The following is a 25,914-nucleotide window of genomic DNA, read 5'->3' as shown; positions in this document are numbered from 1 at the left end:
TTACATCATGAAAATTGTGGGTACAATCGTTGGATATTTTTTCATTTGGCGATAAATATGCTTACGAACAACTTGACGTAACTCATTTTCCAATGCACGTGAGTTCTCTAATAATTCAGCTTTTGCATTGACAATAAATTGATCAATGACCCCTTCCATTTCAACAGAAAACGCTTTGTCTTCACTATCAGAGACAAGCCCATAACTAATGATTTTTGGTTTTGCGATAAGTTTATGCTCACTTTTATCTAACTGAATTACTAACATAACCAAACCTGAATCTGCAAGTTTTTGGCGGTCAATAACGACATCATCTGCAATTTGTTGATTGATTTGATTATCAATAAACACTTTACCTGTTTTAATTGTTTTGATTTTTTTCATGTATTTTGAACATAACTCTACTTGATCGCCATCGCTCATCAAATAGATATTTCGCTCAGGAATTCCACATTGCATTGCAGTCTCTTTATGCTTTGTGATGTGATTATATTCACCATGTACTGGAAGGAAAAATTTAGGCTTAGTTAGTCGTAAAATAAGCTTTTGTTCCTCTTGTGCCGCATGACCGCTGACGTGAATTTCACTAAAATCTTGGTACGCCACATTGGCACCACTTTTAAGTAAAAAGTTTAACACTTTTGAAACACTGCCTTCATTCCCAGGAATGGCTTTGGCTGAGATAATAATCTGATCCGTTGGCTTAATTTTGACATGACGATGCTCATCGGTTGCCATTCTATAAAGCGCACTCATCGTCTCACCTTGACTTCCCGTTGTGACAATCAAAACATCTTTATCAGGATGTTTATTCACTTCATGTGGATCAATAAAGATACTTTTATCGAGTTTAATATACCCTAAATCAATCGCTGTAAAAAGGTTACGCTCCATTGAACGCCCAATAACACTTACTTTTCTTCCGTATTTTAATCCATAATCAATCGCTTGGTACACCCTATGAATGTTCGATGAGAATGTAGACATAATTACACGGCCTTTTGCTTTGGAAAAAATAGAATCAAACGTCTTTCCAACGGTACTTTCTGAACGTGTAATCCCCTCTTTATACGAGTTGGTACTGTCACTCATTAAACATAAAACACCTTTTTCACCATAATCTGAAAAACGATTTAGATCGGTTACGTATCCATCAATAGGGGTATGATCTATCTTAAAATCGCCTGTATGTATAATCGTGCCAGCTTCTGTGGTAATTGCAAGAGAAGATGCATCAATGATAGAGTGGGTAATATGAATCCATTCTATTTCAAATTCACCAATCTTGTAAATTTTACGTTTTTCAACAGGTCTAAAATACTTTTTATGATTTTTTAATCCATGCTCATCAAACTTATTGGAAATCATCCCTAAAGGAAGAGGTGTCGCATAGAGTGGAAACTGCATCTCTTTAAATAAATACGGAATGGCTCCAATATGATCTTCATGGGCATGTGAAATAATAATTCCAGCAATTTTTTTCTTAATTTGTCTCAAATAGCTAAAATCTGGTACCAAAATATCAACACCATGCATATCTTCACTAGGAAAACTCATACCCACATCAAGCACAATGGCAGAATTTTCTGTTTCAAAAACACAGATATTTCCACCAATTTCTCCCAAACCACCTAAAGGTGTAATTTTTATTTTTCCTTTAGAATTTTGCTCAACTAAAGGAGCTTTATTGAGACGTTCTTTGTGCATCTTTTGATTGGCTTCAATGGCTTTTTTCATATCCCGTTGCCAGACTTCATTCCCTTCAATAGAAGCAGTAGGTGCTTTATTATTGCTTTTACGTCTTCGATTATTGCGTGGTTTTTTAGAAGGCTGTTCACCTGTTGCTTCAGCATTGCTGTGTTGAGGATTTTGACTCACTTCTTTGTTTGCGTTAGACTGTGATGGGTGTTGTGGTTTTGAATGCTTTTGTGCATTCTCTTTGTTTTGGACTTCGTTACTGTTTTGTTGTTGCGTTACTTCGTTTTCTTGCATCATTCAACCTTAATGTTTTAAATAGTAGATGATGAGACAAGACGCCAAGTTCATGAGGACGAATCGTTAATGGAAGATTTTGTTCGTGTATTAACTCTTCAACACACGTTCTATCAAACTCGGATGATATATTTTTCAACCAAGTTTTTCTAGGGCTTTGAAAGGAACATCGCAAATACTTTTTAAATTTTTGTAATTGCTCATTATCTTCAAAAATACCAGAAAATTTTCCATTAACAAACTCTGTTTGTTTGTCAATTTTGAGAATAGACGACACCACTTTAGGTTGTGGCTCAAACGATTCTGGAGATACATCAAAAAGTATGGTAGCCGTCCCAATACTTTGTGCCAAAATCGCCAAAGAGGTAAACTCTTTTGTTTTTGGAAGTGCGGCAAATTTTTCTGCCACTTCTTTTTGAACCATTACAATCATCGATTTGCAATTTTGGTCTTCCAAAGCTTCCAAAATAATAGTTGTAGCAATGTAATAGGGTAAATTAGCAACCAAATCATAAGGCTCATCACTGAGCGTTCCTGTTTCGAATTGCTTTAAAACATCGGTTTGCACCAATGTCAGTTGCCCTTCTGCTATCTTCGTCGTATATTTTTTTCTCAAATAAACGCATAAGTCCTCATCGACTTCGTAAGCTGTTACAGGTTTTACCTTTAACAGCGCTTGCGTCAAATCACCTAATCCAGGCCCAATTTCAATCAGTTTTCTGTTATTCTGGGGCATCGATTGGATGATTTTACTTACAACACTCGTATCTTTTAAAAAATTTTGGCCAAATTTTTTCTTTGCTTCTATCAATTTGCACCCTATATTTTCTAAATTTAAGTCATTATACTCAATCATTACTTATAAAATCGTTAGTTTGTTATTTATTCATGATTTTCAGAAGTTTTTTTTAATTCTTTGGCTATCATTTTTATTCATTATTCCCTAAAAAAAGAGAGTTTCATGGAGCATTTTGCTAAGCGTATTATCCCTTGTTTGGATGTTAAAAATGGTCGCGTTGTTAAAGGTGTTAATTTTGTAGGTCTTAAAGATGCGGGTGATCCTGTTGAAATAGCCAAACGCTATAACGATGAGGGTGCTGATGAACTTACTTTTTTAGACATTACTGCAAGCCATGAAGGTCGGGGAACGATTGTTGAAATTGTTAAGAATGTGGCACGTGAAGTTTTTATTCCTCTTACTGTAGGAGGAGGTATTCGAACACTCGATGATATTTACAGTCTTTTACATGTAGGCTGTGATAAAGTGAGCATTAATTCTCCCGCCATTGCCAATCCTCATTTTATAGACGAATCATCCAAACGCTTTGGTTCTCAATGTATTGTGGTTGCGATTGATGCAAAACGTACGGGTGATTCATGGCATGTTTTTGTGAATGGTGGGCGCATTGACACAGGGTTGGATGCACTTGCGTGGGCAAAAGAGGCTCAGGAGCGAGGAGCAGGAGAAATTCTTTTAACCTCCATGGATTGCGATGGTGCCAAAAATGGTTATGATATTGCACTCACATCACAGATGAGTGCAATGCTTGATATTCCTGTGATTGCCAGTGGTGGAGCAGGAAGTATGGAGCACATTAAAGAAGCATTTTTAAATGGTGCTGATGCAGCGCTTGCTGCATCTATTTTCCATTTTAAGGAGATTGATATTATGGACTTAAAACACTACCTCCAAAATGAGGGAATTGCGGTGCGATTATGATTATATGTGCAGGAAAAAACGAAACATTTGACTTTGCAAAGCAAATTGGTGTGGGGCTCATTGAAAGCGCTATGAACCTTACTCGCTATATCTTGGAGGAAAAACCTGCTTTTCTCTTTTTTGTAGGAACGGCTGGTAGTTATGGTAATTATCGTCCATTTGATATTGTTGTGAGCCATAGTGCAAGCAATATTGAATTAGGCTTCTTGCAAGGAGCATGTTATACCCCACTAGAGACTCGTGTAGAATCTCATACGCATCATGTTTCACGTGGAACAAATCATCCGTCGGTTCATGTTAATTCAAGCAATTATATTACCACAGACGAATCGTTAGCAAAAAAAATGTTGGAGAATAAACACGATATTGAGAATATGGAATTTTTCTCTATTTTAAGTATTGCAAACCATTTCAATATACCATGTTCAGGTTTGTTTGTAATTACAAATTATTGTAATAAAAATGCTCACAATGATTTTCTCAAAAATCATGCAAAAGCAAAAGAGCTTATTACTTTACATGTAGAAAAAAATATGAAAATTTGAGGGATTATGGACAAACAAAATATATTTGATTTATCAAAAGAAGAGTTATCTGAAGTCATTAAACCAGCTTTTAGAGCAAAACAAATTTACCAATGGCTCTATCAAAAATACGTCACCTCTTTTGAGGAGATGAAAAATTTACCTAAAGAGCTTAAAGATCAACTTCAAGCAAACTACTATCTTGATCCACTCACTATTGTAAAAGTAGAAGAGAGCAGGGATGGAAGTAAGAAGTATCTCTTTGCACTCAAAGATGGCAATACCGTCGAATCAGTTCTTCTCCCCATGAAGCAAGAGCAAAGCGATGAAGAGGGAAAGTTAATTCATCATACCCGATATACCATCTGTATCTCTTCTCAAGTAGGCTGTAAAATAGGCTGTGCGTTTTGTCTCACTGGCAAAAGTGGTTTTAAACGCAACCTAAGTGCTGGAGAGATAACAACACAAGTTTTGATGATTAAAAGAGACAACGCTATAGCAGAGAATAGACGTGTAAATATTGTCTATATGGGCATGGGCGAACCACTGGATAATTTAACGAACGTGAGTAAAGCCGTGCGTATGTTTAATGATCTTGATGGTCTTTCTATATCCCCTCGTAGACAGACTATTTCTACCAGTGGGCTTAGTTCACAAATAGAAAAATTAGGGAAAATGGATTTAGGTGTTTTACTTGCCATTTCGCTACATGCCGTTGATGATGTGCTAAGAGAAAAACTGATGCCTATCAATAAGGCGTATAACATTGAGTCTATTATTAATGCCGTAAAAGCATTCCCCATAGACGCACGTAAACGGGTCATGTTTGAGTATTTAGTCATGAAAGGACTCAATGATGACCAAAGGAGTGCAAAGAAGCTGGTGAAGCTCCTGCATGGCATAAAAGCGAAAGTGAATTTGATTTATTTTAACCCGCATTCTGGCAGTGAATTTGGACGTCCTTTAGAGAAAGATATGATAGCCTTTCAACAGTATCTTGTCGACCATGGTGTTTTGTGTACCATTCGTCAATCAAAAGGCTTAGACATCAGCGCCGCATGCGGTCAGCTTAAAGATAAGGAGCAGAAAAATGACCCTGCTTGATTGGTTTCAAATTGGATTTTTAATTATCGTTGTGATTGTAGGAGTAGGGGGACTCATCTCCGTTCTTTTTAAAAAAGAGAAATAAAAAGAGCTTTACATGTAAAGCTCTTTGAGATTTATTGCGCTATCCACTCTTGAGAAAGAAGTTCTTTTTTATCAACAAAAATTTTACCTACAAAAATATCACCCTTAACATAACTCCCCACACCTTTAGGCGTACCGCTCATCACGATATCATGGTCTTCTAGCGTTGAAAAAGTGTTTATCTCTTTAATAATGGCTAATGGCTTGTATATCATCAGCTCAACACCACCTTCTTGAACTAACACACCATTAATCCACAACTGTAACGAAAGTTTATCGATATCCTCTTCTTTGATACTTACAAACGAACTCATAACAGCGGCACCGTTAAAAGCTTTGGCACGCTCCCACGGTAAGCCTTTTGCTTTGAGCTCACTTTGAAGTTCTCTGTGAGTTAAATCAAGCCCAAAACCAACAGCACTTATTTTTCTTTGCTTGATTAAAAATGAGATTTCTCCTTCATAATGAAGCGGTGTTTGTTTGCCTGTTATAAGCTCTGCACTGATTGCCGTGTTAGGTTTCATAAAGATAACCATAGATGTAGGAATCTCATTTTTTAACTCTTTGATATGCTCGACATAATTTCGTCCCACACACACGACTTTACTGGGAATTACACACTTACCATCTACCGTAACTGTTTTCATTTTTAGCCTTTCATCAATTTATAAAATTCTGTTTGAGCGTCAAAGTAAGATTCTATATTATAGGAGATCCCTTTGTACTCAAATGATAAACTTTGTGCATGTAAAAGAAGACGTGAACTTTTAGTAATTTCATATTGTTCTGTTGCACACATCGTACCATCTAAAAAACGTTCAGCATCTTCTTCATTGATACCATAAATTGGATCACCAATAATGTGATGTTTCACGTGGAACAAATGTGCACGAATTTGATGTTGTCTTCCCGTGTAAGGAATTGCTCTAACAAAGGTAACATCTTTATCTTCAAAATAGTGCAAAGGAATAATCTTTGTTTGAGAAGGTTTACCACGCTCATCCACATGAACTTTTAAACGAATCTGACTTGTTTCAACATCCCGTTTTAATTTTTCATCAATAAACACTTCAGAGGCAATACACCCTTTTACCAATGCTAAATAACTCTTTTGTACATTTCGTGTGGCAAAAAGTCTCTTAAGTTCAATTTCTGATTGTTTGTGTTTTCCTACTAAAACAAGTCCACTTGTGCTTTTATCAATACGGTGAGCAGCATTAGCATCTTTACCATAAAGCGATTTTATCTCATCATTGAGTGTATAACCATCGCTTCGCTTTCTCGGATGAATCATGACCCCACTTGGTTTGTCAAAAACAGCAAAATCATCCGTTTCAAAAACGGGCTTTAAGCCTTTTGAATCTCCTTCAAAAACCACCACACTGATATTTCCAGAAATAAGAGTTGATTTACGCAAAAGCTGTACATCTTCTACAAAGACACGCCGTTTGTCAATAATTTTTTGTGCTTCACCCATACTCACGCCAAAGGTGTCCATAATGAAACGAAAGGCAGGTGTTGGTTTTTCAAGAAGATATTTTTTCAAAGTATACGCCAAAATTCAACCCTTTTTTAGTCCGAAATTGTTAGAATTCATCATCACATAAAACACGATTTAATGGATAACTTCCTCGTATTTTATCACAGAAAAATCACAAACAGGTAAGGATGAAAAATGGTAGAGCGCTACGCTAGAGAAGAGATGAAACGGCATTGGACAATTGAAGCAAAATACGATGCATGGCTTAAAGTAGAAAAGGCAGCCACCAAAGCATGGAATAAACTAGGTCTTATTCCTGATAGTGATTGTGAAAAAATTATCAAAAATGCTCAGTTTAATATTGAGAGAATTGATGAAATTGAAAAAGTAACCCGCCATGATGTCATTGCATTTTTAACCAGCGTAGCGGATAGTTTAGGAGAAGAGAGCAGATGGGTGCATTATGGAATGACCAGTTCAGATTGTATTGACACTGCCGTTGCTCTTCAAATGCGTGATTCTTTACATGTAATTATTGACGATGTCAAAATTTTGATGGAATCTTTGAAAAAAAGAGCCATGGAACACAAAATGACCTTAATGGTTGGACGAAGCCATGGTATTCATGGAGAACCTATTACGTTTGGTTTAGTCCTTGCAATCTGGTATGAAGAGATTAAACGAAGCCTAACTAACCTTGAAAATGTTATGGAAGTCATTTCAGTGGGACAAATTAGTGGAGCAATGGGTAACATGGCACACTCTCCCATTGAACTTGAAGAGTTGGTATGTGAAGAATTAGGGCTTAAACCAGCACCCGTTTCCAATCAAGTCATTCAACGAGACCGCTATGCTGCTTTAATGAATGCACTCGCTCTTTTAGCATCAAGTTGTGAAAAAATTGCTGTTACGGTTCGTCATTACCAACGCACAGAGGTGTATGAGTGCGAAGAATTTTTTGAACAAGGTCAAAAAGGAAGCTCTGCAATGCCTCACAAACGCAATCCCGTGCTCAGTGAGAATATCACAGGGCTTTGCCGTATGATTCGCTCTTATGCCATTCCTGCGATGGAAAACGTGGCATTATGGCACGAGAGAGACATCAGCCATAGCTCCGTTGAGCGTTTTATCTTACCTGATGGATTTATTACGACTGACTTTATGCTCAACAGGCTCAACAGTGTTATCTCAAAATTGGTGGTTTACCCAGAGAACATGATGAAAAACCTCAACCTTACAGGCGGTCTTGTCTTTTCACAACGCATCTTACTTGAGCTTCCACTCAAAGGTGTTTCTCGTGAAGATGCTTACAAAATTGTTCAAAGAAATGCCATGAAAGTCTGGGCAGATTTACAACAAGGTAAAGCAGCACTTAATGAAAACAAAGAGAGTTTATACCTTCAAAATCTTCTCAGTGATGAAGATTTAAGGGCAAAGCTCAGCGAAGAAGCTATTAGAGAGTGCTTTGATTATACGTACTACACTAAAAATGTGGATAGAATCTTTAAAAGGGTCTTTACAAAATGCTAACCGTCTTAAAGCGAAATGGTCGCATAGAACCACTTGACATTTCAAAAATTCAAAAATACACCAGTTCTGCTATTCAAGGGTTGGACAACGTCAGCCAAAGCGAACTCGAGGTCGATGCGAAAATCCAATTTCGAGATAAAATTACCACCGAAGAGATTCAAAAAACATTGATCAAAACAGCGGTTGATAAAATAGATATTGACCGTCCCAATTGGACATTTGTTGCCGCACGGCTTTTCTTATATGACTTGTACCATAAGGTCAATGGCTTTACAGGTTATGGGAGTTTTCAAGACTATTTTGAGCGATGTGAAAAAGAGGGACGTATTGCCTTAGGCCTTAAGGAAAAGTATAATTTAAAAGAGCTTGAAACCTATATTAAACCTGAGCGAGATCTTCAATTTAATTACCTTGGCATTAAAACACTTCATGATCGTTATTTGATTAAAGATAAACACAGCCAGCCTATTGAGTTACCTCAGCACATGTTTATGGCAATTGCAATGTTCCTAGCGCAAAATGAACTGAATTGTGGGGATTGGGCCAAGAAGTTTTACGATGTCATTAGTAAATTTGAAGTAATGCTTGCAACACCTACACTTTCCAACGCACGAACTACCCGCCATCAACTGAGCTCTTGCTACATCGGAAGCACACCTGATAACATCGAAGGGATTTTTGACTCCTACAAAGAGATGTCACTTTTGAGTAAATTTGGTGGAGGCATTGGCTGGGATTGGAACTTGGTTCGCTCCATGGGAGGAATGATAGACGGGCATAAAAATGCCGCAGGTGGCGTGATTCCTTTTCTTAAAATTACCAATGATATTGCTGTTGCAGTTGATCAGCTAGGGACAAGAAAAGGTGCCATTGCGGTTTATTTAGAGCCTTGGCATATGGATATTTCCGACTTTTTGGATTTGAAGAAAAATTCAGGTGAAGAAAGACGTAGAGCCCATGAGCTCTTTCCTGCATTGTGGATTAATGATCTGTTTATGAAGCGTGTGGAAGAAAATGCCATGTGGACACTCTTTGACCCTGCTCAAACAGGCGATTTATGTGAAGTTCATGGTAAAGAGTTTGAAAGACGCTACCTTGCATATGAACAAAATGAGACAATTGCAAAAGAACATGTCTTAGCAAAAGAGCTATGGAAAAAAATTCTTACCAGCTATTTTGAAAGTGGAAGCCCTTTTCTTTGTTTTAAAGACAGTGCCAATAAAGTAAACCCAAATGATCATACAGGGATTATTCGTAGCTCAAATTTATGTACAGAAATTTTTCAAAACACAGAGCCTAATCATTATAAAATTAAAATTGTTTTTAACGATCAAAGTTTTATAACCTATGAAGAGAGTGATTTGGTTAAAGTTGATAGTGGCATTATCAAAGAAGCAAAAAAAGTAACTGCCCTTGATAGTATTGATGGAAAAGATATTTTTATTGTCGAAAAAGAGATGATAGAAGGAAAAACAGCCGTATGTAATCTCGCCAGTGTCAATCTCTCAAAAATCAATACCAAAGAGGATATTGAACGCACCGTTCCTGTTGCGATTCGAATGCTTGATAATGTCATTGATTTAAATTTTTATCCACATGCAAAAGTCAAACACACCAACCTCAAATCACGTGCGATTGGGCTAGGGGTTATGGGCGAAGCACAAATGCTAGCAGAACAAGGCATTGAATGGGGAAGCAATGAGCATTTTAGTAAAATTGATGAAGTGATGGAAGCAATTAGCTACAACGCCATTTTAGCTTCATCTAACCTCTCGATTGAAAAAGGTGCATACCCAGAATTTTCTGGTTCAAAATGGAGTAGAGGCATTTTCCCCATTGATTCGGCCAATGAAGAGGCTAAAAAATTGGTGGATAGAGGAGGTCTTTTTGGCTACCTTTATGACTGGGAGAGCCTAAGGGAAAAAGTAAAACATAATGGTATGCGTAATGGTTATTTAATGGCGATTGCGCCAACAAGTTCCATCTCTATCTTGGTGGGAACCACCCAAACAATAGAGCCTGTGTATAAACGTAAATGGTTTGAAGAAAACCTCTCAGGTATGATTCCAGTGGTTGCTCCTAATTTAAATCCAAATACATGGAACTTTTATACCCCTGCGTATGAACTAGACCAAAGAATTTTGGTCAAAGCAGGTGCTATTCGTCAAAAATGGGTGGATCAAGGACAAAGTCTTAATATTTTTATTACTCTGGATAAAGCTAGTGGTAAATACCTTAATGACATCTATATGCTTGCTTGGAAACTGGGGATTAAATCGACCTATTATTTACGTTCACAATCTCCTGAAAATAAACTAGAAGTCGCCGATCGCAGCATTGAATGTGAGGGGTGTCAGTAATAAAAGAGTGGTATGACTTTTCGTACACACGATTGAGTCATACCACGTTACATGTAAAGGATAATTGTGAAAACGATAGGACTTATTGGTGGAATGAGTTGGGAGTCAACACTTAGCTATTATACGCTCCTTAATGAAGGTGTTAAAGCAAACTTAGGTGGGCTTCACAGTGCAAAAGTTATACTCTATTCTGTTGATTTTGCTCCTATTGCAGCCTTTCAAAAAGAAGGAAGATGGGAAGAGGCTGCGCATATTCTTCAAGAAGCAGCCCTCTCTTTAGAGCGAGCAGGTGCGGATTTTATACTTTTATGCACCAATACCATGCATAAAATTCTTCCGCTCATCACGCCACATATTTCAATACCTTTTTTACATATTGCCGAAGCAACAGCAGAGGCTCTCAAAGAAAAGGGTGCACACAAAGCCATTCTCTTGGGAACAAAATTCACCCTTCAAGAGAGATTTTATACCGATATTTTGCACCAACATAACATTGATGTTGTCATTCCTGATGAACAATCTATCCAGAATATTAATCGTATTATCTTTGATGAACTGTGTGTAGGAAAAATCAAAACAGATTCACAAAAACTTTTTTTAACCCTAATAAATACCCTAAAAAAAGATGATAAAAGTATTGATTCCGTTATATTAGGATGCACAGAAATTGGTCTTTTACTTGATCAAAAAATGACAGATTTACCCTTATTTGATACAACCCTTTTACATGTAAACGCTGCATTAAAGTATGCGCTAAAAACAACATAAAATTAGTATTTAAATTAATATAATAGTTTTAGAATTTTCTCTACAAAATTGAGTCAAATTACTATATTTTAGGTATTGTAAACATTAATAAATAAACATAAAAATCCCCTAATTTTGGGGTGTGACAAAGTTGTTTCACCTTAATCATTAAGTTTCTTTAAATTTTACTCGCACTATAATCAATCTTACTTTTAAATCTAGGATAATTATGCTAACCAAAGTACTTAAACGCGATGGCACAACTGAAGAATTTGAACCCTACAAAATTGAAGATGCGATTAAAAAAGCGTTCAAAAGTGAAGGGGTGATGTACGATGAGAGTATCTTTCAAGAGATTCTAAAACGTATTGAAAAAAAACGTGTCGCAGCAGTTGAAGATTTTCAAGATATGATTGAACAAGAGCTTTATAAAGCACGTTATTTTGATGTGATGCGCTCATTTATGCTTTACCGTCACACACACAAAATGCAACGTGAACATATTTTAGGGCTCAGTGAAGATACGACCTATATTAATTCCACACAAACCATTGAAGAGTATATTGGTAAGAGTGACTGGAGGATTAAAGCGAACTCCAATACAGGCTACTCCAATGCGGGGCTTGTCAATAACACCGCTGGAAAAGTTATCGCCAACTACTGGCTTGATAAAATTTATTCCAAAGAAGAGGGTTTAGCGCATCGAAACGGTGACTACCACATTCATGATTTGGACTGTCTCACAGCGTATTGCGCAGGGTGGAGCTTACGAGTCCTTTTAGATGAAGGATTTAATGGTGTCCGTGGGAGAGTTGAGAGTCGTCCGCCACAACACTTCCGTGAAGCATTAGGTCAAATGGCAAATTTTTTGGGCATTTTACAAAGCGAATGGGCAGGCGCACAAGCGTTTAGCTCGTTTGATACCTACTTAGCTCCTTATGCGTTTAAAGACAAAATTTCCTACAAAGAGATTAAAAAAGCCATTCGCAGCTTTATTTACAACCTTAACGTTCCAGCACGTTGGGGACAAAGCCCTTTTACCAATATCACAATTGATTGGACAGTCCCAACCGATTTGGCAGATCAAATTCCAACATCTAGCCAACGCCATCTTTTCAAAGAGATTGACGATGCAGAACTGCTTGAAGAGGCTAAAAATCGTGGGGTTACCTCGCTTGAAGCCATGACCTATAAACATTTCCAAAAAGAGATGAATCTTATTAATAAAGCTTACTATGAAGTAATGACAGAAGGTGATAAAACAGGACAACCTTTCACTTTTCCTATCCCTACCGTCAATATTACCGAAGATTTTGATTGGGATGGAGAAAATACCGAACTTCTCTTTGAAAACACTGCCAAAATCGGCTCATCCTATTTTCAAAATTTTATTGGAAGCCAATATGTCAGAGATACTGAGGGGAAATTGGTTGAAAATCCAAAAGCCTACAAACCAGGGCATGTAAGAAGCATGTGTTGTCGTTTGCAGCTCGATTTAAGAGAGCTTTTAAAACGTGGTGGAGGTCTTTTTGGAAGTGCAGAGATGACAGGGAGTATTGGTGTTGTCACACTCAATATGGCACGTCTTGGATACCTGCACAAAGGGAATAAAAAAGAGTTGATGGAGCGTTTTGAGTACTTGCTCGATTTAGCCAAATCAACTCTAGAAAAAAAACGCGTCTTTGTACAAGAGATGTATAACCGTGGGCTCTATCCTTATACCGCACGCTATTTACCAGGATTTAATAGCCATTTTTCTACCATAGGAGTCAATGGTATCAATGAGATGATTCGCAATTTCACCGATGATAAACACACAATTGCTGATGAATATGGAATGGAATTTGCTCACGAAATCTTAGAATTTGTACGTAATAAAATGGTGGCGTATCAAGAAGCAACAGGCAACCTTTATAACCTTGAAGCTACACCAGCGGAGGGAACAACGTACCGCTTTGCGAAAGAAGATAAAAAGCGATACCCTGAAATTATTCAAGCAGGTACAGGCAGAAATGTGTACTACACAAACTCCTCTCAGTTGCCTGCAAATTTTACCGATGATCCTTTTGAAGCCTTAGATTTACAAGACGATTTGCAGTGTTCGTATACTGGCGGTACCGTATTGCATCTTTATATGAAAGAGCGTATTAGCTCATCTGAAGCATGCAAAAAGTTGGTGAAAAATGTGATTACGAACTACCGTATGCCATACCTTACTATCACACCTGTTTTTTCTGTGTGTGAAAAACATGGCTACATTAGTGGAGAACATGAATTTTGCCCAAAATGTGACGAAGAGTTACTTGAACAATTCAAAAAAGGAGAAGTATCATGAGCCAAACTGAGATTTTAGAGCATTTAAAAGATAGACGTACCAAATGCATTGTTTATACCCGTGTTATGGGCTACCACAGACCCGTAGAGAGTTTTAATGTAGGCAAAACGGGCGAGCACAAAGAGCGTATTCAATTTGTTGAAAAATGTGCTTGCAAATAAGCCAATTCACAGCATTACCAAATTTACGACGCTGGATTATCAAGGTCATCTAGCGTCTATTTTTTGGTTTACTAAATGCAATATGGCATGTCCTTATTGCTACAATCCACAGATCGTAAGAGGAAAAGGTGAGATAAGCCTTGAATCAGCCCTTGAATTTCTTAAAAATCGTAAAGGTCGGCTTGAGGCTGTTGTTCTAAGTGGAGGGGAGTGTACTTTGTTCCCTCATCTTGAAAGCTTTTGTGAAGCCGTTAAAGCGTTAGACTACAAAATCAAAATTGATACCAATGGTACACATCCTCATGTACTGAAACGATTAATTGAAAAAAAGCTTGTTGATTACATTGCGCTGGATTACAAAGCACCCAAAGAGTACTACAGCACTTTAACACACCATGCCCATTTTGAAGACTTTGAAGAGAGCCTCAACTACCTAATTCACAGCCAATTTCCTTTTGAAGTACGTACCACATTGCACAGTGATTTTCTAACACCCAAACACCTCAATGCTATCATTAATGATTTACATGTAAAGGGGTATTGCGGTATTTACTACCTTCAAAATTATTTACATGTAAGCCAAACCCTCGGTGAAACAAAAGAGCAACAAAATAAGTTTAAAATCAGTGAATTATCCTCCATTATCCCCATAGAATTAAGAAATTTTTGATACAATAATTGCTTACAGCTCAAACCACCAAAGCTCTTGTAACGCTGCTTATAAACTTTGTTGGTAACGTCAATTTTACAATAAAAATGATACAAGGAATCCTCGTGGATCGCAAAAAAATCTATAATCCAAGCTCATGTGAAAGCCTAAATGATCGCAAAATTTTTGGTGGAAATCCTCATGGTATTTTAAATTTTACCAAAGCAAAATACACATGGGCACTCAAACTCTGGGATATGATGGAGGGTAACACATGGTTTCCCAAAGAGGTTGACACCACAAAAGATGTTATTGATTACAACAAAAATCTCACCGATGCTGAAAAACGCATGTATGATCTTGTGTGGTCACAACTTATTAGCATGGATAGCTTCCAAACCAACAACTTAGCCGATAACATCAACCCCTATATCACAGCACCTGAAATTAACGCATGCCTCTCACGCCAAGCTTATGAAGAGGCGAATCACTCAAAATCATACGCCGTAATGGTTGAGGCGATTTGTGACAACACCGATTTAATTTATGAAATGGAAAAACACGACGAGGTATTGCGCCGTAAAAATGATTATATTTCAAGTGTGTATGAAGAATTAGCAGGAGATGTGACCGAAGAGAAGCTTGTGCTTGCCATGTTTGCCAATCAAATCTTAGAAGGTATCTACTTTTACTCTGGATTTACCGCTATTTACGCCCTTGCACGCACAGGTAGAATGCTCGGAAGTGCCCAAATGATTCGTTTTATCCAACGAGATGAAATTACGCACTTGTTACTCTTCCAAAATATGATTAACAGTACGAAAAAAGAGCGTCCTGAGCTTTTCACGGATGACTTAAAAGAAAAAGTGTATGAAATGTTTCAAAAAGCGGGTGATTTAGAGATTGAGTGGGGAAAATACATCACACAAAACCAAATTATGGGTTTTACCGATGATATTATCGAAACCTATATTCATTACCTTGTTGATGATCGCTTGAGTGCTGTAGGTTTTGATAAACTTTACAATGCCAGTCATCCTATCAAGTGGGTCGATGATTTCTCAAAATTCAATGACCAAAAAACAAACTTTTTTGAGGGCAATGTCTCTAACTACAGTAAAGGAAGCCTCTCGTTTGATGACTTCTAATCCTATGCTCTGCGCCCTACAATTTGCTTATGAGAAGCACTCGTTTGATGAGAATTTTCAAACCCTAAAGCATCTTGTGGCGCAAACACCTCATAAGAGTATTGTCTTAGCCCCTGAATTGTGTTTAAGCGCTTACCCTTATGAGAGAATGGAAGAAGCAGCTCAGTTTTCAGAGCGCACCCTTCCAGAGCTAGCAAAACTTTCTACATGTAAAACACTGGCACTAACATTAATTGAAAAAACACAACTTGGATACCTCAATAACTTCAAACTCTTTCATGATGGAAAGCTTATTTACACACAAGCCAAAACAAAATTATTTCCACTTGGAAAAGAAGAGCACCATTTTAGGGCAGGAGTTCCTGATAACATTGGTATCGTTGAACTTAATGGAATAAAAATTGCTGTGCTTATTTGCTTTGAGCTTCGCTTTACAAACCTTTGGGAACAGATCAAAGGAGCAGACCTTATTCTTATCCCTGCGTATTGGGGGAAAGAGCGTAAGATGCATTTTGAAGTGCTTACAAGAGCACTTGCCATTGCCAATCAAGCCTTCGTCTTATGTGCCAACAGTGCAGACGAAACGATGGCAAAGAGCAGTGCCATCATCTCTGCGTTTGGTCATGTCACAAGCGATGATGCACAAAGCCTGATAATGTATCCTTTTGATAGATTTGAAATCAAAAAGATGCGACGATACCTTGATGTAGGAATAAACCATAATGTCTCAATCGACTCACTTTAGAGAAAAAATTAACTTCCAAAAACATAAACGCATGGCCGATGAAATTGCCAAAATCATTCCTCTCTCTTCAAGCGTCTATGATGCTTTTTGCCAAAGTGAACGAGAACTTTTTGTTCCACAAGGAATGGGTCTGCATGCTTATAAACTCGATGCACTTCCCCTTGCTGCCAACCAATGGATTAGCTCACCGCTGACCGTAGCGAAGATGACAGAAGCGCTTACATGTAAAGGGGCGGACAGTGTCTTGGAAATTGGATGTGGAAGTGGGTATCAAGCGCTTATTTTAAGTAAACTTATTCGCCGTGTTTTTACCATTGAGCGTATTGATAGACTGCTACAAGAAGCCAAAGAGCGTTTTAAAACATTAGGAATCACCAACATTCACACACGATTTGACGATGGTCAAAATGGATGGAGAGAATTTGCACCCTATGATCGTATCTTATTTTCAGCCTCAACACCCCATGTACCCCAAAAGCTCTTCGAACAGCTTAAAATTGGGGGCATTTTAGTCGCACCCATTGAAAAAGAGGAGCAGCAAATTATCACACGATTCCTTAAAACCGAAGAAGGCATTATTCAAGAAAATCTAGATACCTGTCTTTTTGTTCCTGTCAAAGAAGGAAGAGAGTATTAAGAAGCCTCAGTGCTTCTTAATAATTTGCTTAATCATGAGCTGAGGCGTCACCAAACCCCGATAATCATTGCGTGAGAGCGTAAATAAAATATCAATCTTATCTCCTTGCCTTGCTTTGACATCGTAATTAAAAAAGAGCGCTTCAAGCGCATTGGTTCCCTCTTGTAAAATAAGCTTTAAATGCTGACCCTCTTTACCAATAAAACGGTCCACTTTGACGCTAATATTACGCAGTAAAAAGCTCGGTTTTGGATTTTTTTGCCCGTAAGGTTCTTGTTGTTCTAAAATCTCTAAAAGTTCAAAGTCTATTTGATCCGCACTGATTTCACCAAGCAGGTCATTATCTGCTTCCAATTCTTCTTGACTCAAAATACGCGCTGCTTCAACCAATTTTTCTTTAAAATGGGGCAAATGATGCACTTCAATAGAAACACCCGCAGCCCCTTTGTGTCCACCATAGCCAATTAAAAATTTCTCTTGTGCACGGATTAGCTCCAAAATATTTACCCCACCAACACCTCTTGCACTTCCCTTAGCCTTCTCATCTTTGATGGAAAAAACAATGGCAGGTTTTTTAAAGCGCTTAGAAAGTCTGGAGGCGACAATACCCACAATGCCCTCATGCCACTCTTCACCCCAAACAACAATAATATTTTCATTCTCATTGACATAGGGTAATGTTGCCTCAAACAAGAGACGTTCTTCTTCTTTTCGTGCTTCATTGAGGGAAACAATATAATCAAGTCGCTTGAGCGCTTCCTCAACATTACTCGCTTTAATAAACGCATACGAGAACATAGCATCTTCCATGCGTCCTGAACTGTTAATTAAAGGGGCTATTAAAAAAGATATATCATCGCTCTCAAAGGTACGCTTACCGTAATACTGTCGAATGGCTTCAAAAGCAGGACGTTTAGAACGATTTAGTTCTAAAATCCCTTTTTTAACCATCACCCGATTCATACCTAGAAGTTCCATCATGTCCGCCATAATGGCAATACACAATAGGTCTAAAAAACTTGAGAGATCATACTCAATGCCCATCTCTTCCTTGAGGGCTGCAACCAAATACCATGCCACTTGTGCCCCGCAAATTTCACAATGGGGAAACGAACAATCTTCTTGTTTGGGATTGACGATGGCATACGCCTCAGGTAAAACCTCAGGAACATTATGATGGTCTGTAATAATAAGATCAATGCCTTGTTCTTTACAAATACGTGCTGCTTCAACGGCAGAAATACCATTATCCACCGTAATGATAACCTGCACATCTAGTTTTGCTACAATCTCTGGATTTAACCCATAACCATCGGTAAAACGATTGGGAATGATTAAGGTGTAATCAACCCCTACGTCATCAAAAAACTGGCTTAAAATGACCGAAGAGATAACGCCATCCACATCATAATCTCCCACAATAGCAATGCGCTCATGCTCACGTATTGCCCTAACAATACGTTTGGAGGCTTTATGAATGTCTTTAAGCGAGGAGGGTTTTGGAATCTCATTTAAACGGGTACATTCGTCGTGTTTAAACCTACTTTGAAGAATCCGTTTTATCTCCTCTTTTGTGAGCAAACTACCCATTTTGGCGTTGTGTCAACGCCGCTCTAGCAAAGGCTAAAATGGTCTTATTTGGATTGGTTAAACGGGATGTAAATTCAGGATGAAACTGTACACCTAAAAACCATGGATGCCCTTTAAGCTCTACTGCTTCAATGAGCCCATCGCTCTCACCACTGACAATGAGACCCGCTTTTTCAAAGGCTTCACGATAGGCAGGGTTGGCTTCATAGCGGTGACGGTGACGCTCACGAATCATCGTCTCTCCCTCATAAACATCTCTGAGTAAAGAACCTGCTTTTGTTTCACACGCATAACCACCTAAACGCATCGTACCACCCAATGGACTTTGAAATGTTCGAAGTTGTTTTTGACCACTCGCATCCATAAAAGAATCAATCAAATAGATAATAGGATTTTTACATGTAGCATCAAATTCAGCCGAATTGGCATCTTCGATGCGTAAGACATTGCGTGCAAACTCAATCATCGCAAGCTGCATACCCAAACAAATGCCAAGGTAAGGAATATTATGTTCTCTGGCATAACGAATCGCTTGCATTTTTCCCACGACACCACGCTCACCAAAGCCACCCGCAACTAAAATACCATCCACATCGGAGAGAATATCTTCACACCCTTTATCTTCAACGACTTCGGAATCTACCCAGCGAATTTTCACTTTTGCATTGAGATGTGCCCCTGCATGAATCAAAGACTCCGTGAGCGATTTATAAGACTCTTTAAGGTCAATGTATTTACCCACAAAAGCAATTAACAACTCATCACGAGGCGCAATCACACGTTTGACCAATACATCCCAATCATCCATATGTGGTGTTAAAACACCCAAATCAAGTGCTTCTGAAATAGGGGCTAAAATATTTTCTTTTAAAAAATTAAGCGGTACTTGATAAATAGTGGTCGCATCCAAACACTCAATAACACAATTACGCTCCACACCACACGAAAAAGCAAGTTTATTGCGTAATTCTTTAGGAAGAGGGTACTCAGAGCGGCAAATAAGAATATCAGGAGTCACACCGATACGGCGAAGTTCTTGTACAGAGTGTTGCGTTGGTTTGGTTTTAAGTTCACCTGCTGCTTTGATAAAAGGCACAAGTGTGAGATGAATGTTCATCGCTCTGCGTTTTCCAAGTTCACTCTTAAGCGAACGAATCGCTTCTAAGAAAGGCAAACCTTCTATATCGCCAACAGTTCCACCAATTTCCACGATTAAAATATCTTTGCCTCTGCCTGCCTCTTTAATTCGGTTAGCAATCTCATCGACAATATGAGGAATCACCTGAATGGTTTTACCCAAATAATCCCCACGTCTCTCTTTCTCAATGACAGAAGAGTAAACACGTCCTGTGGTAAAGTTATTGGCTTGTGTTAAATTTTCGTCTAAAAAACGCTCATAATGCCCTAAATCAAGATCCGTCTCAGCACCATCATCGGTCACAAAAACTTCTCCATGCTCTAAAGGGCTCATCGTACCAGGGTCAACGTTAATGTAAGGGTCTGCTTTGAGGATGCTGACTTTAAAGCCAACATTTTTTAAAAGTGTAGAAATACTAGCAGCTGCGATACCTTTACCAAGGGAGCTTAAAACACCCCCTGTGACAAATATATATTTCGTTTCTTGATTGGACATAATCTTTCCGCCTGTCTATTATTTTTTTGGAAAGATTATATCTCAACTAAGATAATAAAGGGTTTATCTGCTTAGTTGGTTTTGCTGTGAAAGTAGTTAGTCGCTTCAACAAATCCTTCAATAGAACCACAGTCAAATCGTCTTCCATTGAATTTATACGCAATGACTTTGCCTTGTTTGGCAAGTTCCAAAAGAGCATCGGTAATTTGGATTTCTCCACCTTTGCCTGGCTTTGTGTTTTCAATCACTTCAAAAATATCAGGGGTTAAAATATAACGTCCAATAATTGCTAAATTGGTGGGTGCATCTTTTGGGTCTGGTTTTTCCACCATGTTAGAGACACGAAGCACAGATTCATTGCCATCGACAATTTTGCCATCAATCACACCGTATTTATTGGTCTCTTCTTTAGGCACTTCTTCAATGGCGACCACGCAACAACGGTATTTTTCATACACTTCAACCATCTGTTTTAAGACAGGATCATCCTCATTATTGTCACACAAATCATCTGCCAAAATAACGGCAAATGGTTCATCGCCAATCAGTGTTTTACCCGTTAAAATCGCATGTCCTAATCCTTTCATCTCCACTTGTCTTGTGTAACTAAAGGTACAATTATCAATCAAATTTCTAATTTCAGTGAGGTAACTCTCTTTGGAGGTTCCTTTAATTTGATGCTCAAGCTCATAGCTCACGTCAAAATGGTCTTCAATGGCTCTTTTACCACGACCTGTTACAATAGCCATCGTGTCAATACCTGCACTCACAGCTTCTTCCACACCGTATTGAATAAGAGGTTTAGTTAAAACAGGCAACATCTCTTTTGGCATTGCTTTGGTTGCGGGAAGAAAACGTGTTCCATAGCCTGCTGCTGGGAAGAGGCATTTTTTAACGGATTTTAGATTATTAATTTTGCTGTATTTTGAGGCACTTGACACTCGATTCTCCTAAAAATTTTATGTGAAATTTTAGCCTAATTTTTCGCTTTTTTCTATGCGTGTAAAAAATACGCATTTTTTGCTTTAAAAGAGGGTCTAGTTTTGTCATTTCATACCATTATCATACGAAATTTGATACGCTGAAAATTCCTAAACTACTTTTACATGTAAAGGTTTCACACCATGATACACGCCTACTTTGTAAAGCTCATTATCTTTTTTAGTCTTCTTTTTTTAGGGCTGATTGCTCTTTCATATTTTATTTCCAACACTACAATCATCGCACTTCTAGGTTTTCTAGTTCTTTTAAGCGCTTTTGGGAGTGTTTATTTTTTACTGTTCAAACCTTTGCAGAATGCTTTTAAAGCCATTGAAAACCTAGAAGTCCGTGAAAAAAGTGAACGTGAAGCAAGCAAACAAACCTTTTTACATGTAAGTCAAAATTACCCTTTTATCGCTGCTTTATTTCAAAAAATTTACAACCTCATCGGCATTCTCACCCACTTAAGCGAAAACTACTCCCAAAGTGCAGGTAAAAACTCCATTGCGACCGCACAGCTGATGTTTTCCATCGATGCCATGTCAAAAAAACTGGAAGAAAAAGCTCAAGGCATCTCAGAAATCTCAGCCTCAGCGCAAAATATTTTTGAACACGTTAATCGTGTCAGTACTAATTCACAAGAGGCTTCAAATTTTGCGAAACTCTCCATGAGCGAGAGCAAAAAAAGCATTGAAGAGCTTAATGAAATCATCCAAAAGATGGGCAATATTAATACCCAAACCGCCGATGCCTCTTCAAAAGTGAATGATTTACGTGAAAAATCTATCACGATTCAAAATGTCACCACCGTCATTGATGATATTGCTGATCAAACCAATCTGTTAGCCCTCAACGCCGCCATTGAAGCCGCACGTGCAGGGGAGCATGGGCGAGGCTTTGCTGTTGTTGCCGATGAGGTGAGAAGTTTGGCAGAGCGTACGTCCAAATCCACAGGCGAAGTCACCATCATTGTCAAACAGATTCAACAAGACACCAACGATGTTTTTTCAAGCATTGAAGCCTTACGAAATGAGGTCAATCATGCCAGTGAAAAAGTGCAACACGTCGGTGATGAAATCAAACTGTTTATCACCAACGCCGAGAAAATTGAAGAACAAATCTCCGCCATCGCTCAAAGTTCGGACTACAACTCTGAGCAACTCTTAACCATTCGAGATGCCATTGGCAAAATCAGTGAACAACTCGAATCTGGCACCAAAGAGATGAAAGAGATATCGGGGCAAACCAAAGCCATCATCACGGGGGCAGAAGCGGCACATGAGAGCTTGAGTGCCTTTGCGATGGATGAGTACCATGAAAAAATGTACACACTGTGTTTGTGGGCAAAAAAGAGTATTGAAGCGATTTTTGAAAGTGCTATTGAAAGTGGTAAACTAAGTGTTGATGATATTTTCGATACCAACTTTAAACCCATCGCTAACACCAATCCACAAAAATACACTACACGCTACGATGCGTTTACTGACCAAACATTTCCTGAAATTGTCGATAAAATTGTCAAAGAGCACACCAATACCTATTATTCGGTTGCACAACATAAATCTGGCTATATCTCGACTCATAACGCACGTGCAGCGCTTACGGGAGATTATCAAAAAGACCTCTTTGGTAACCGTTCAAAACGTATTTTCACCGACCAAGGTGTACGAGGGGCAAACCATGAAAAACGTGTACTGCTTCAAACGTATCGTAGAGAAGATGGAAATGTTATGCACGATATTTCGATGCCTATTTATGTCAAAGGGCGTCATTGGGGTGGGTATCGTATTGGGTATAAACCAAATCCTAATAGCTAGAGATACCCATTATGGCTCTTGTGTCGGTGCCTCTTTGTTGAGAAACTGACGCATTCTACGCTCCATTCGTTTTTCAAATGCCTCATTCGAAGGACTCTCTTGTGAAGAAAATTTCACTTTTCCATACAAAACGCACCCTTTATGCCCAGGATCGCACTCTTGTTTGATGATATGACAAAGCCCATCTCTATCGTGCGGACAGCTCCAACCGCCTTGATTCATCTCTTCTCCTGTTTACATGTAATGCTTCACTAACACACTCACACCACCTACAATAAACTGCACAGCAATAGCCCCTACAATCAGCCCCATTAAACGACTCACAATTTTCTGCCCCGTGATACCCAAATATTTACGAATATAAATACTGTTTTTAAAGGCGAGATAGACACTTAATGCCACAATCAAATAGGCTAACACTAACGCACTTAAAGAGAGCATTTCTAAATGTTCTCCCCGCAAAATAATAATCGTTGCAAACACACCTGGTCCAAACGTAATGGGAATGCCCAAAGGAATAATAGAAAATTCATCATTTTTAATTGCCTCTTGGCGTTCTTCTTCCGTTTGATTTTTAGACTCCATAGAGCCTTGCACCATTTTAATCGCCGTTAAAAGCAAAATAATACCACCCATCACTTTAAGCGAATCAATTTCAATGCCAAAAAGATTGAGTAAAAAATTTCCACTCAATAAGACAACAAAAAAAGCGACGATAATAGTCATCGTCGCTTTGGCTGCAATCTTATTAATATGCTCTTTGGTGGTATTTTGAGGCAGAAGGGAGAGCATAATTGCACTCACCCCCAAAGGATCAACAATAGCAATAATAGTGATCGTGTATTGAAGCAGGAGATTAAAAAAATCGACCATCATTCGCCCGTCTTTAACACAGCCCCATGACTTGCATTACTCACAAGTTGACGGTACTGTTTTAACCAACTTCCCTCGATCTTTTTGACGTGTGGTTTAAACACCGCTTTACGTTTTGCAAGTTCATCCTCATCAATGAGTGCTTCAATGGTATAGGCATCCACATCAATCTGAATGGTGTCACCATCCTTAAGCAAACCTATCAGTCCACCCTCAGCCGCCTCAGGACTCACATGCCCAATACTTAACCCTCTGGTAGCACCACTAAAACGACCATCAGTAATGAGGGCAACATCTGCACCTAAACCCATTCCCATAATTAAACTTGTAGGCGTTAACATCTCTTGCATACCTGGACCTCCACGAGGTCCCTCATAGCGAATCACAACCACATCCCCTTTGTGCACTTTTCCACCAATAATGCCAGAAATAGCCTCTTGTTGCGAATCAAAACAGACCGCTTTACCAATAAAATGACGAGAACCTGTGATTCCTGCTGTCTTAATCACACATCCCTCTAAGGCTAAATTACCAAATAAAATAGCAAGTCCCCCCACTTTAGAATAGGGGTTATCGAGGGTATGAATAATCGTGGTATCTTTAATTTCTGCATGCGCAATGCGTTCACCCATGCTCTCGCCCGTTACCGTTAAATTATCCAAATGCAAAATACCATTCTCACGACGGCTCACCTCTTTCATTACCGCACTCACACCGCCAGCTCGGTTAATGTCTTCCATATGCACGGTTGAAAGGGATGGAGAAATTTTTGCAATATGTGAAATATTTTTGCTGATTTCGTTAATATCTTTAATGTTAAAGTTCACCCCAGCTTCTTTTGCAATGGCTAACATATGTAACACCGTGTTAGAACTTCCACCCATTGCCATATCGATTGCAAAGGCATTACGTACGGCTTTTTCATTTAAAATGTTACGAATGTTAAATCGCTCATCTAAGGCAATTTCACACACACGTTTTGCTGCCGCACGGATAAGCACTTCACGCTCAGGCGTTAAGGCAGGAATTGTTCCATTGCCAGGTAATGCTATACCCATCGCCTCCATGAGTGTATTCATACTATTAGCCGTAAACATCCCCGAACATGAACCACCACTTGGACAGGCATTGCACTCAATGTCACTGAGTTCTGCTTCGCTCATCTCACCCGCTTCAAATTTTCCAACAGCCTCAAATGCTGTGGCTAAATCAATAGGACTGCCCCCTTTGGTGTACCCTTTTTTCATCGGTCCACCGCTCACAAAAACCGTAGGAACATTGACACGCAATGCACCCATAATCATACCTGGAACAATTTTATCGCAGTTTGGAATACAAATCATCGCATCAAGCTTGTGTGCGTTCATCATCGTTTCAATTGAATTGGCAATAATCTCACGACTGGGAAGTGAATAAAGCATGCCATCATGCCCCATTGCAATGCCATCATCTACCCCAATGGTGTTAAATTCAAAGGGAACACAGCCATTTTTGCGAATCTCGTCTTTAATAATCACTCCGTATTCATGTAAAAAAAAGTGTCCAGGAATAATATCAATATAGGAATTGGCAACCCCAATAAATGGCTTACTAAAATCTTCATCCTTCAACCCCGTTGCTCGAAACAAACTTCGATGAGGCGCTCTGTTATACCCTTTTTTTACCTGATCACTACGCATCATTTTATCCTTAAAAATTTTTCAAAAGTATAGCAAAACGACCCTAAAAAACATTACATGTAAAAGAATTTCTCAAAATAGCTTTACATTTTAAAAAAAAATTGATATACTCTCATCTCTTTTTT

The 25,914-nt window shown here is 38.5% G+C and carries 23 protein-coding genes; 13 read left to right on the top strand and 10 right to left on the bottom strand.

Annotated elements, in window-relative coordinates:
* Entirely contained in the window at positions 1-1,992 is a 1,992-nt protein-coding gene (locus SULBA_RS00395; RefSeq protein ID WP_014768297.1) for a ribonuclease J, read from the bottom strand.
* On the bottom strand, positions 1,955-2,848 hold the full coding sequence (gene rsmA, locus SULBA_RS00390; protein ID WP_014768296.1) for a 16S rRNA (adenine(1518)-N(6)/adenine(1519)-N(6))-dimethyltransferase RsmA: 894 nt from the start codon (positions 2,846-2,848) through the stop codon (positions 1,955-1,957). Before rsmA ends, SULBA_RS00395 begins: the two co-directional genes overlap by 38 nt.
* A gap of 105 nt (positions 2,849-2,953) precedes the next feature.
* Between rsmA and hisF the strand changes: the two genes are divergently transcribed.
* From hisF to rlmN, 3 genes are read left to right on the top strand one after another with little or no spacing between them, the layout of a single operon-like run.
* On the top strand, positions 2,954-3,712 hold the full coding sequence (gene hisF / locus SULBA_RS00385; RefSeq protein WP_014768295.1) for an imidazole glycerol phosphate synthase subunit HisF: 759 nt from the start codon (positions 2,954-2,956) through the stop codon (positions 3,710-3,712).
* A complete protein-coding gene (locus SULBA_RS00380) occupies positions 3,709-4,257 on the top strand; it encodes a phosphorylase family protein (RefSeq protein WP_014768294.1) in 549 nt (182 codons plus the stop codon). The genes hisF and SULBA_RS00380 overlap by 4 nt, the downstream gene beginning before the upstream one ends.
* Before the next feature lie 6 nt (positions 4,258-4,263).
* Complete coding sequence (rlmN, locus tag SULBA_RS00375) at positions 4,264-5,340, top strand: dual-specificity RNA methyltransferase RlmN (protein ID WP_014768293.1); 1,077 nt, start codon at positions 4,264-4,266, stop codon at positions 5,338-5,340.
* A gap of 116 nt (positions 5,341-5,456) precedes the next feature.
* Here rlmN and SULBA_RS00370 read toward each other — a convergent pair whose 3' ends face one another.
* A complete protein-coding gene (locus SULBA_RS00370) occupies positions 5,457-6,071 on the bottom strand; it encodes a fumarylacetoacetate hydrolase family protein (RefSeq protein ID WP_014768291.1) in 615 nt (204 codons plus the stop codon).
* A 2-nt stretch (positions 6,072-6,073) separates the two neighbouring features.
* The gene (locus SULBA_RS00365; RefSeq protein ID WP_014768290.1) at positions 6,074-6,982 is read right to left on the bottom strand and encodes an RluA family pseudouridine synthase; all 909 of its coding nucleotides are present in this window, start codon (positions 6,980-6,982) and stop codon (positions 6,074-6,076) included.
* A gap of 117 nt (positions 6,983-7,099) precedes the next feature.
* On the opposite strand from SULBA_RS00365, the gene purB reads away from it, so the two are divergent.
* From purB to SULBA_RS00320, 9 genes are all read left to right on the top strand, one after another.
* Positions 7,100-8,434: an adenylosuccinate lyase gene (gene purB / locus SULBA_RS00360; protein ID WP_014768289.1), complete on the top strand. Its 1,335-nt coding sequence runs from the start codon at positions 7,100-7,102 to the stop codon at positions 8,432-8,434.
* Positions 8,428-10,794 (top strand): ribonucleoside-diphosphate reductase subunit alpha, encoded by a 2,367-nt coding sequence (locus SULBA_RS00355; RefSeq protein WP_014768288.1) that lies wholly within the window; start codon positions 8,428-8,430, stop codon positions 10,792-10,794. Before purB ends, SULBA_RS00355 begins: the two co-directional genes overlap by 7 nt.
* 66 nt (positions 10,795-10,860) lie before the next feature.
* A complete protein-coding gene (locus tag SULBA_RS00350; RefSeq protein WP_014768287.1) occupies positions 10,861-11,562 on the top strand; it encodes an aspartate/glutamate racemase family protein in 702 nt (233 codons plus the stop codon).
* A 208-nt stretch (positions 11,563-11,770) separates the two neighbouring features.
* On the top strand, positions 11,771-13,876 hold the full coding sequence (locus SULBA_RS00345; protein ID WP_014768286.1) for a ribonucleoside triphosphate reductase: 2,106 nt from the start codon (positions 11,771-11,773) through the stop codon (positions 13,874-13,876).
* Positions 13,873-14,037, top strand: coding sequence for an anaerobic ribonucleoside-triphosphate reductase (gene nrdD, locus SULBA_RS13220; protein ID WP_014768285.1), 165 nt, complete (start codon positions 13,873-13,875; stop codon positions 14,035-14,037). The genes SULBA_RS00345 and nrdD overlap by 4 nt, the downstream gene beginning before the upstream one ends.
* The gene (locus SULBA_RS00335; protein WP_014768284.1) at positions 14,012-14,707 is read left to right on the top strand and encodes an anaerobic ribonucleoside-triphosphate reductase activating protein; all 696 of its coding nucleotides are present in this window, start codon (positions 14,012-14,014) and stop codon (positions 14,705-14,707) included. Before nrdD ends, SULBA_RS00335 begins: the two co-directional genes overlap by 26 nt.
* Before the next feature lie 104 nt (positions 14,708-14,811).
* A complete protein-coding gene (locus tag SULBA_RS00330; protein ID WP_014768283.1) occupies positions 14,812-15,834 on the top strand; it encodes a ribonucleotide-diphosphate reductase subunit beta in 1,023 nt (340 codons plus the stop codon).
* A complete protein-coding gene (locus SULBA_RS00325) occupies positions 15,824-16,579 on the top strand; it encodes a carbon-nitrogen hydrolase family protein (RefSeq protein WP_041671732.1) in 756 nt (251 codons plus the stop codon). The genes SULBA_RS00330 and SULBA_RS00325 overlap by 11 nt, the downstream gene beginning before the upstream one ends.
* Positions 16,557-17,216, top strand: a complete 660-nt coding sequence (locus tag SULBA_RS00320; protein WP_014768281.1) for a protein-L-isoaspartate(D-aspartate) O-methyltransferase — start codon at positions 16,557-16,559, stop codon at positions 17,214-17,216. The genes SULBA_RS00325 and SULBA_RS00320 overlap by 23 nt, the downstream gene beginning before the upstream one ends.
* Positions 17,217-17,222: 6 nt before the next feature.
* On the opposite strand, the gene recJ is transcribed toward SULBA_RS00320, so the two are convergent.
* The 3 genes from recJ to galU form a co-directional block, all read right to left on the bottom strand.
* Entirely contained in the window at positions 17,223-18,806 is a 1,584-nt protein-coding gene (gene recJ / locus SULBA_RS00315; protein ID WP_014768280.1) for a single-stranded-DNA-specific exonuclease RecJ, read from the bottom strand.
* On the bottom strand, positions 18,799-20,439 hold the full coding sequence (locus tag SULBA_RS00310) for a CTP synthase (RefSeq protein WP_014768279.1): 1,641 nt from the start codon (positions 20,437-20,439) through the stop codon (positions 18,799-18,801). The genes recJ and SULBA_RS00310 overlap by 8 nt, the downstream gene beginning before the upstream one ends.
* A gap of 71 nt (positions 20,440-20,510) precedes the next feature.
* Positions 20,511-21,380, bottom strand: a complete 870-nt coding sequence (galU, locus tag SULBA_RS00305; RefSeq protein ID WP_014768278.1) for a UTP--glucose-1-phosphate uridylyltransferase GalU — start codon at positions 21,378-21,380, stop codon at positions 20,511-20,513.
* Positions 21,381-21,563: 183 nt separating this feature from the next.
* Here galU and SULBA_RS00300 point away from each other — a divergent pair, with 183 nt between their 5' ends.
* Complete coding sequence (locus SULBA_RS00300) at positions 21,564-23,237, top strand: methyl-accepting chemotaxis protein (protein ID WP_014768277.1); 1,674 nt, start codon at positions 21,564-21,566, stop codon at positions 23,235-23,237.
* 9 nt (positions 23,238-23,246) lie between these two features.
* On the opposite strand, the gene SULBA_RS00295 is transcribed toward SULBA_RS00300, so the two are convergent.
* The 3 genes from SULBA_RS00295 to ilvD are packed head-to-tail and all read right to left on the bottom strand — an operon-like array spanning position 23,247 to position 25,789.
* Complete coding sequence (locus tag SULBA_RS00295) at positions 23,247-23,459, bottom strand: hypothetical protein (RefSeq protein WP_014768276.1); 213 nt, start codon at positions 23,457-23,459, stop codon at positions 23,247-23,249.
* Positions 23,460-23,471: 12 nt separating this feature from the next.
* Positions 23,472-24,113 carry a MarC family protein gene (locus SULBA_RS00290; RefSeq protein WP_014768275.1) on the bottom strand — a complete coding sequence of 214 codons (642 nt, stop codon included), beginning with the start codon at positions 24,111-24,113 and terminating at the stop codon, positions 23,472-23,474.
* The gene (ilvD, locus tag SULBA_RS00285; RefSeq protein WP_014768274.1) at positions 24,110-25,789 is read right to left on the bottom strand and encodes a dihydroxy-acid dehydratase; all 1,680 of its coding nucleotides are present in this window, start codon (positions 25,787-25,789) and stop codon (positions 24,110-24,112) included. Before ilvD ends, SULBA_RS00290 begins: the two co-directional genes overlap by 4 nt.
* Between the last annotated feature and the right edge of the window lie 125 nt (positions 25,790-25,914).

This window comes from Sulfurospirillum barnesii SES-3, from assembly GCF_000265295.1.
Classification (GTDB): Bacteria; Campylobacterota; Campylobacteria; order Campylobacterales; family Sulfurospirillaceae; genus Sulfurospirillum; species Sulfurospirillum barnesii.
The sequence above is the reverse complement of the archived record's forward strand: the minus strand, read 5'-3'. Positions and strand labels throughout refer to the sequence as shown.

Coding starts and splice junctions, on each gene's coding strand:
- ilvD (WP_014768274.1), bottom strand. CDS start 25,789: ATGCGTAGTGATCAGGTAAAAAAAGGGTATAACAGAGCGCCTCATCGA.
- SULBA_RS00325 (WP_041671732.1), top strand. CDS start 15,824: ATGACTTCTAATCCTATGCTCTGCGCCCTACAATTTGCTTATGAGAAG.
- rlmN (WP_014768293.1), top strand. CDS start 4,264: ATGGACAAACAAAATATATTTGATTTATCAAAAGAAGAGTTATCTGAA.
- rsmA (WP_014768296.1), bottom strand. CDS start 2,848: ATGATTGAGTATAATGACTTAAATTTAGAAAATATAGGGTGCAAATTG.
- nrdD (WP_014768285.1), top strand. CDS start 13,873: ATGAGCCAAACTGAGATTTTAGAGCATTTAAAAGATAGACGTACCAAA.
- hisF (WP_014768295.1), top strand. CDS start 2,954: ATGGAGCATTTTGCTAAGCGTATTATCCCTTGTTTGGATGTTAAAAAT.
- SULBA_RS00345 (WP_014768286.1), top strand. CDS start 11,771: ATGCTAACCAAAGTACTTAAACGCGATGGCACAACTGAAGAATTTGAA.
- SULBA_RS00395 (WP_014768297.1), bottom strand. CDS start 1,992: ATGCAAGAAAACGAAGTAACGCAACAACAAAACAGTAACGAAGTCCAA.
- SULBA_RS00300 (WP_014768277.1), top strand. CDS start 21,564: ATGATACACGCCTACTTTGTAAAGCTCATTATCTTTTTTAGTCTTCTT.
- SULBA_RS00290 (WP_014768275.1), bottom strand. CDS start 24,113: ATGATGGTCGATTTTTTTAATCTCCTGCTTCAATACACGATCACTATT.
- SULBA_RS00310 (WP_014768279.1), bottom strand. CDS start 20,439: ATGTCCAATCAAGAAACGAAATATATATTTGTCACAGGGGGTGTTTTA.
- SULBA_RS00355 (WP_014768288.1), top strand. CDS start 8,428: ATGCTAACCGTCTTAAAGCGAAATGGTCGCATAGAACCACTTGACATT.
- SULBA_RS00370 (WP_014768291.1), bottom strand. CDS start 6,071: ATGAAAACAGTTACGGTAGATGGTAAGTGTGTAATTCCCAGTAAAGTC.
- SULBA_RS00295 (WP_014768276.1), bottom strand. CDS start 23,459: ATGAATCAAGGCGGTTGGAGCTGTCCGCACGATAGAGATGGGCTTTGT.
- SULBA_RS00380 (WP_014768294.1), top strand. CDS start 3,709: ATGATTATATGTGCAGGAAAAAACGAAACATTTGACTTTGCAAAGCAA.
- SULBA_RS00320 (WP_014768281.1), top strand. CDS start 16,557: ATGTCTCAATCGACTCACTTTAGAGAAAAAATTAACTTCCAAAAACAT.
- purB (WP_014768289.1), top strand. CDS start 7,100: ATGGTAGAGCGCTACGCTAGAGAAGAGATGAAACGGCATTGGACAATT.
- recJ (WP_014768280.1), bottom strand. CDS start 18,806: ATGGGTAGTTTGCTCACAAAAGAGGAGATAAAACGGATTCTTCAAAGT.